Genomic DNA, 6,112 nt, shown 5'->3' with positions numbered 1-6,112 from the left:
CGACACCCGGGCCGCCCTGGTCGGCCCCCTGGTCAACGTGCTGCCGGTCCGGGCGGAGGTCGACCCGGCGGAGCCGTTCACGGTCCAGGTGTCCCGAACCCGGGACGCGGCGCGCGGCGCGTTCGCGCACGGCTCGGTTCCGACGCAGCAGATCGTGCGGGAGCTGTCCCGCGCCGACCGGGTCCTGACCCAGGTCGTGTTCGACGTGGACGACGAGGCCGTCCCGGAGGCCGTGGCGTTCGCCGGGGCCACGGCGACGACCGTGCCCCGCACACCCCTGCTGGGCGCCTTCGACCTGGAGATCACCGCGCGCGTCACCCCGGGTGAGGTGGACATCGAGGTCCGCGCGGCGGCCGACCTCCTGGGCCAGGCCGGTGTGGACGGGTTGGCGGCCACGCTGGCGCGGCTGCTCGTCAGCGCGGCCGAGGCGCCGGGAACGCCGGTGGCCGCGTTGGACCTGGTGGACGACCGGGAACGGCGGCGGCTGCTGGCCGCGCCGAACCAGCGGACCCTGCCCGACCGGCCCACCGAGGTGCTCGGCCTGGTCGAACGGTGGGTGGCGGCCACGCCGGACGCGACGGCGGTGACCACGTCGACCCGGTCGCTCACCTACCGCGAACTCGACGCCCTCGCGGACGGCGTCGCGGCCTGGCTGCGGAGCCGAGGGCTCCCGGTGGAGGGCCCGGTGGCGACCAGGCTCGGGCGCCGGGCGGAGCTGCCGGCCGTGGTGCTGGGCATCTGGAAGGCGGGCGGTGTCTACGTCCCCCTGGACCCGGAACAGCCGGCCGAGCGGCACCGGGCGATCCTCGCCGACTGCGGCGCGCACGCCGTGATCAGCGACGGCGCCGGCGAGCTGGGCGGCGCTGCCGACGGCCTGCCGACGCTGCGGGTCGAGGAGCTGCGGCCCGCCGCCCCGGCGCCGGGGCGGCGGCCGGAACCCGACCAGCTGGCCTACGTCACCTACACCTCCGGGTCCACCGGAACCCCCAAGGGCGTGCAGTGCACGCAACGCGGGCTGGCCAACCAGCTGCTGTGGTCCCGGCGGGCGTACCCGCTGCGCCCCGGGGAGGCCGTGGCCCAGGTCGCGGCCGTCGGGTTCGACATCTCCCTGTGGGAGGTGCTCCACCCCCTGGCCAACGGTGGTCGGCTGGTGGTGCTCGACCAGGACCGTCACGGCGACGTCGGCGCCATCGCCGACCTGGTGGCCGCCGAACGGGTCGCGGTGCTGCACCTGGTGCCCACCCTGCTCGAGCACTACCTGCGGGAACCCGTCGCGCCGTCCCTGCGGCACGTGCTGTGCGGTGGGGAACGCCTCTCCCCCAGCCTGCCGGCCCGGTTCGCCGCGCGGACCTCGGCCTCCCTGCACCACACCTACGGCCCCACCGAGGCCTCGATCATCGCCACCCACTGGCAGGGCCCCGGCGACCCACCCCCCGACCGGGTCCCCTTGGGGTGGGCCCTGCCGAACGCCCGGGTCTACGTCCTCGACCCGGACGGCCAACCGGTCCCGGTGGGCGTCGTGGGCGAACTGGTCATCGGCGGTGCCGTCCTCGCCCGCGGCTACCTGGGCAACCCGGCGGCGACGGCGGACCGCTTCGTCCCCGACCCGCACGCCGGCGTTCCCGGTGCCCGCGCCTACCGCACCGGCGACCTGGCCCGCCATCACCCGGACGGGGGTCTGGAGTTCGTCGGGCGGGCCGACCGCCAGGTGAAGATCGCCGGTGTCCGCGTCGAACCCCACGAGGTGGAGGTGGCGCTCGCCGCCGACCCCCGGGTGGCGGACTGCGCCGTCCTGCCCCACTCCGACGCCGAGGGCGTCACCGCCCTGGTCGGCTACCTGGTGCCCGTCGACCCGGCGGCGGACCGGGACCAGCTGTGCGCCGAGGTGCGGCGTCGGCTGCGGGACCGGCTGCCCCGCGCGATGGTGCCCGCGCACCTGGTGGTGCTCGGGGAACTCCCGCTCGGAGCCACCGGGAAGCTCGACGTCGCCGCCCTGCCCGACCCGACGTCCGCCGCGTCCACCACGGCGGCGGTGGACGCGGCGGTGACCGGGACCGAACGGGACCTGGCGGCCATCTGGGCGCAGGTCCTGCCCGTGACCGCCGGCACCGTGATCGGCCGGCACGACAACTTCTTCGACCTCGGTGGCGACTCGGTGAGCGCGATCCGGGTGGTGGCCCGGGCCCGCGCAGCCGGGTGGCGGGTGGACCTGGCCCAGGTGTTGCGGACGGCGTCCCTGGCCGAGTTGGCGGCCAGCGCCGCGCCGCTGCCACCGGCGTCCACCACCGCCGTCCCGGCCGCACCGCCGGACGGGGAGGGCCGGCTGTGGCTGACCCCGGCGCAACGCCGGTTCCTCACCGGACTCCCCCGCGACACCGGGCACCTCAACCAGGCGGTGCTGGCGGAGCCGGCCGAACCGGTGGACCCGGCGCTGCTGCTGGCGGCGTTGCGGGCCGTCGCGGCCCACCACGACGCGTTCCGGCTGCGCGCGGTGTGGGCGGAGGGACGCTGGCAGGACCACGCCGTGCTCGCCCCACCCTCCGACGGGTTGGCGCTGGTGGTGGAGGCCGGGGAGCCGATCGGTCCGCGCACCGTCGCGGAACTGGCGCGCCCGGTGCACACGGCGATGAACGTCGAGGAGGGCCCCACCCTGGCGGCCCTGGTCGGCGAGCGGGTGGACGGCGGGCCGGCCGTGCTGCTGGTGGCCCACCACCTGGCGGTGGACGACGCCTCCTGGGAGACCGTGCTGTCCGACCTGGACACCGCCTACCGGCAGGTGGCCCGGGGCGAACCGGTCACCCTGCCCGCCCCACCGACCCCGTTCGCCGACCTCGCCCGGCTCCAACCCGCCCTCACCGCCGGCGTGGACACCCCCGCCCAACGCGAGCACTGGCGGCGGACCCTGGCTGACCTGCCCCGCCTGCCCGCGTCACCGGGACAGGGCGACGAGGGGGCCGGCGCCGGGCCGGTGCTGGTCACCCTGCCCCCGGCTGCCAGCGAGGCACTGCTCGCGGTGTCCACCCGGCACCGGCTGCGGGTGGACGAGATCCTGCTGGCGGCCCTGGCCCGCGTCGTCGCCCGGTGGACCGGGGACTCCCGGGTGGCGGTGCTCCGCGAGACGCACGGACGGTCCGGCCCACCCGGCTGGCCCGACCTGACCGGCACCGTCGGATGGCTCACCAGCGTGCACCCGGTGGCCTTCGACGTCCGCACCGAGGATCCGCTGGCGACGCTGCGCCACGTGCGCGAGACGCTGGCCGCCGTCCCGGACGAGGGCGTCGGCTACGGCCTCCTGCGCACCGGCACCGACCCCGAACCGGAGCTGGTCGTCAACCACCTCGGGTCCACCGCCGGACCGCGCGGCGCGGGGCTGTTCACCAGGGCGGACCGGCAGACCGTCGGTGACGACGCCGCGCCCGAACACGCCGTGCCCCCGGGCCTGGAGCTGGTGTCCGGCCTGGATGAGCGTGGCCTGTGGACGGAGTGGCACCGCGACCCGGGCAGGTTCACGTCGGCGACGGTCCGGTCGCTGGCGGAGGGGCTGCTGGCCGCCCTGGTCGACCTGGTGTCGGCCTTGGACGGACCGGTCGGCGTCGCCGCCGTCCCCGCCGACCACCCGGCCGTCGCCCTGTCCGGCGAGGACCTGCGCGCGGTCCTGACCGCCCGCCCCGACACCCGGGCGCTCCTGCCGCTGGCACCGGCTCAGCAGGGCATGTTGGCCTGGCACCTGGCCCGGCCCGCATCCGCCGCCTACCACACACAGCTGTTGTTCGCCGTGGACGGCGACATCGACCCGGCGGTGCTGCGGGCGGCCTGGCAACGGGTGGTCGACCACACCGACGTGTTCCGCGCGGCGTTCGCCAGCGCCGGCCTGGACGAACCCGTGCAGGTCATCGGGGCGCCGCCGCCCGTGGACTGGCGCGTGCACGCCCTACCCGACACCGGGCCGACCGCCGTGGTGGACGCCGACCGGGCCGAACCCTTCGACCTGGCCACCCCGGGCCAGCAGCGCTGGCACTGGATCGACGGGGGCCGCGCCGGCCGCTGGCTGCTGTGGAGCCACCACCACATCCTGCTCGACGGGTGGAGCCTGCCCTTGGTGCTCGCCGACGTCGCCTCCGCCTACGAGGCCGAGGTGACCGGCCGCGCCTGGGCACCGCCGGCCCGACCCGGTTACGACGCCTATCTCCGCTGGTTGGCCGCCCAGGACGAGGAGTCCGGGGCCCGCTTCTGGCGGGAGACCCTGGCCGGCGCCCAGCCCACCAGGCTCGCGCGCGCCGGCGCGCCGGGCACGGGACCGGCCGCCCTGGCCACCGCCGAGCTGTCCCCGGAGTCGACCCGGTCGCTGACCCGGCTGGCGGAACGCGGCCGGGCCACCCTGCACTCGGTGGTACTGGCCGCGTGGTCGCTGCTGCTGGGGCAGCGGTGCGGGAGCCGGGACCTGCTGTTCGGGGTGGTCATGTCGCTGCGGCCCGACGAGATCCCCCGGTCCGAACGGCTCGTCGGGCTGTGCCTGAACACGCTGCCCCTGCGGGTGCGGTTCGAGGAGGACGCCGAGCTGCCCTCGCTGTTCCGCGAGGTCCAGCGGAACCTGGTCGAGACCTACCAGCACGCGGCGCACCCGCTGGGTCGCATCCGCGGCTGGGCGGGGGTCCGCGACGCCCTGTTCGACTCCATCGTGGTGTTCGAGAACTACCCCGGCGACCGCACCGGGCAGCCCCTCGGCGAGCACGGCGCGCTGCGGGTCGTCCGCGCCGTGGAGAGCACCGAGTTCGCCGTGTCCCTGACCGTCCTGCCGGGAGACCGGCTGACCTTCGAACTGACCTACCAGCCCCACGCGCTGGCCCCGGCCGAGGCGAGCGGACTGGTCCGCCACCTGGCCCGCCTGCTGGAGCGGATCGCCGGCAGTGGCGACCCTGACGGAGGAGAGAACCCGTGACCCTGCGCGTGCGCGACCTGTTCGCCGACGACGCCGACGACACCGCCGCGAGAGTGGCCGAGTGGAACGACACGGTCCGCGACCGGCCCACCGAGGTGGGCATCCACGAACTGGTGCGGGAGCGGGTGGCCGAGCACGGTGAGCGTCCCGCCGTCACCTTCGAGGGCGGCACGCTCACCTACGCCGAGCTGGACGCGGCGGCGGGCGGGGTGGCGGCGCGGCTGGCCGAGCTGGGGGTGCGCCCTGGTGACGTGGTGGCCATCGCGCTGCCCCCCTCCCAGGAGCGGATCACCGCCGTCCTCGGCGTGCTGTACGCGGGGGCCGCCTACCTCCCGCTGGACCCGGAGCTGCCCGCCCAGCGGTTGGAGTTCCTGCTCGGCGACGCCGGCGCGTCCGCGCTCGTCACCGACACCGCCGAGCGCCTCGCGGAGTTGGGCTACCGGGGGCCGGCCCTGGTGTGCTCGGCCGGGTGGTCCACGGCGGGCGGCGGGGCCGCCGTCGACTTCCCCGGCGCCGACCTGCTCGCCTACGTCATCTACACGTCCGGGTCCACCGGCCGGCCCAAGGGCGTCGCGGTGAACCACCGCAGCCTGGTCAACCGCCTGCTGTGGATGCGCGACCAGTACGGCATCGGCCCCGACGACGTCATCCTGCACAAGACCTCGTTCAGCTTCGACGTGTCGGTGTGGGAGCAGTTGTTGCCGCTGATCAGCGGTGCCCGACTGGTCATCACCCCCGAACCGGCACGCCGGGACGCCACGGCGATGGTGCGCCTGGTCCGGGACGAGGCCGTGACGGTGCTGCACTTCGTGCCGTCGCTGGTCCCCGCGTTCCTCGACGTGGCCGACGTCGAACGGGCCGAGTCGCTGCGGGTGGCGGTCTCCAGCGGCGAGGCCCTGCCCAAACCGGTCGCCGCCGAGTTCACCCGGCGGCTCCCGCACTGCGCGCTGCACAACCTCTACGGCCCCACCGAGGCCACCATCGACGTCACCCACTGGCCGGTGCGGGCCGAGGACGACCGGCCGTTCGTGCCCATCGGCACCCCGATCGACAACACCCGCGTCCACGTCCTCGACGAGGACCTTAACCCGCTGCCGGTGGGCGCGGAGGGCGAACTGTGCATCGGTGGGCAGGCGGTGGCGGTGGGCTACCTCGGCCGGCCGGGCCTGACGG

The 6,112-nt window shown here is 76.0% G+C and carries 2 protein-coding genes; both read left to right on the top strand.

Annotation, left to right across the window (positions count from 1 at the left end; all coding sequences use genetic code 11):
• Positions 1-4,939: non-ribosomal peptide synthetase (locus ACTIDRAF_RS0224605; protein WP_016701330.1), on the top strand; the 4,939-nt coding region annotated here is incomplete at its 5' end.
• On the top strand, positions 4,936-6,112 hold a 1,177-nt coding region (locus ACTIDRAF_RS31110), incomplete at its 3' end, for an amino acid adenylation domain-containing protein (protein ID WP_016701329.1). The genes ACTIDRAF_RS0224605 and ACTIDRAF_RS31110, both read left to right, overlap by 4 nt.

Origin of the sequence: Actinoalloteichus spitiensis RMV-1378 (genome assembly GCF_000239155.1) — a bacterium.
GTDB lineage: Bacteria > Actinomycetota > Actinomycetes > Mycobacteriales > Pseudonocardiaceae > Actinoalloteichus_B > Actinoalloteichus_B spitiensis.
The sequence above is the reverse complement of the archived record's forward strand: the minus strand, read 5'-3'. Positions and strand labels throughout refer to the sequence as shown.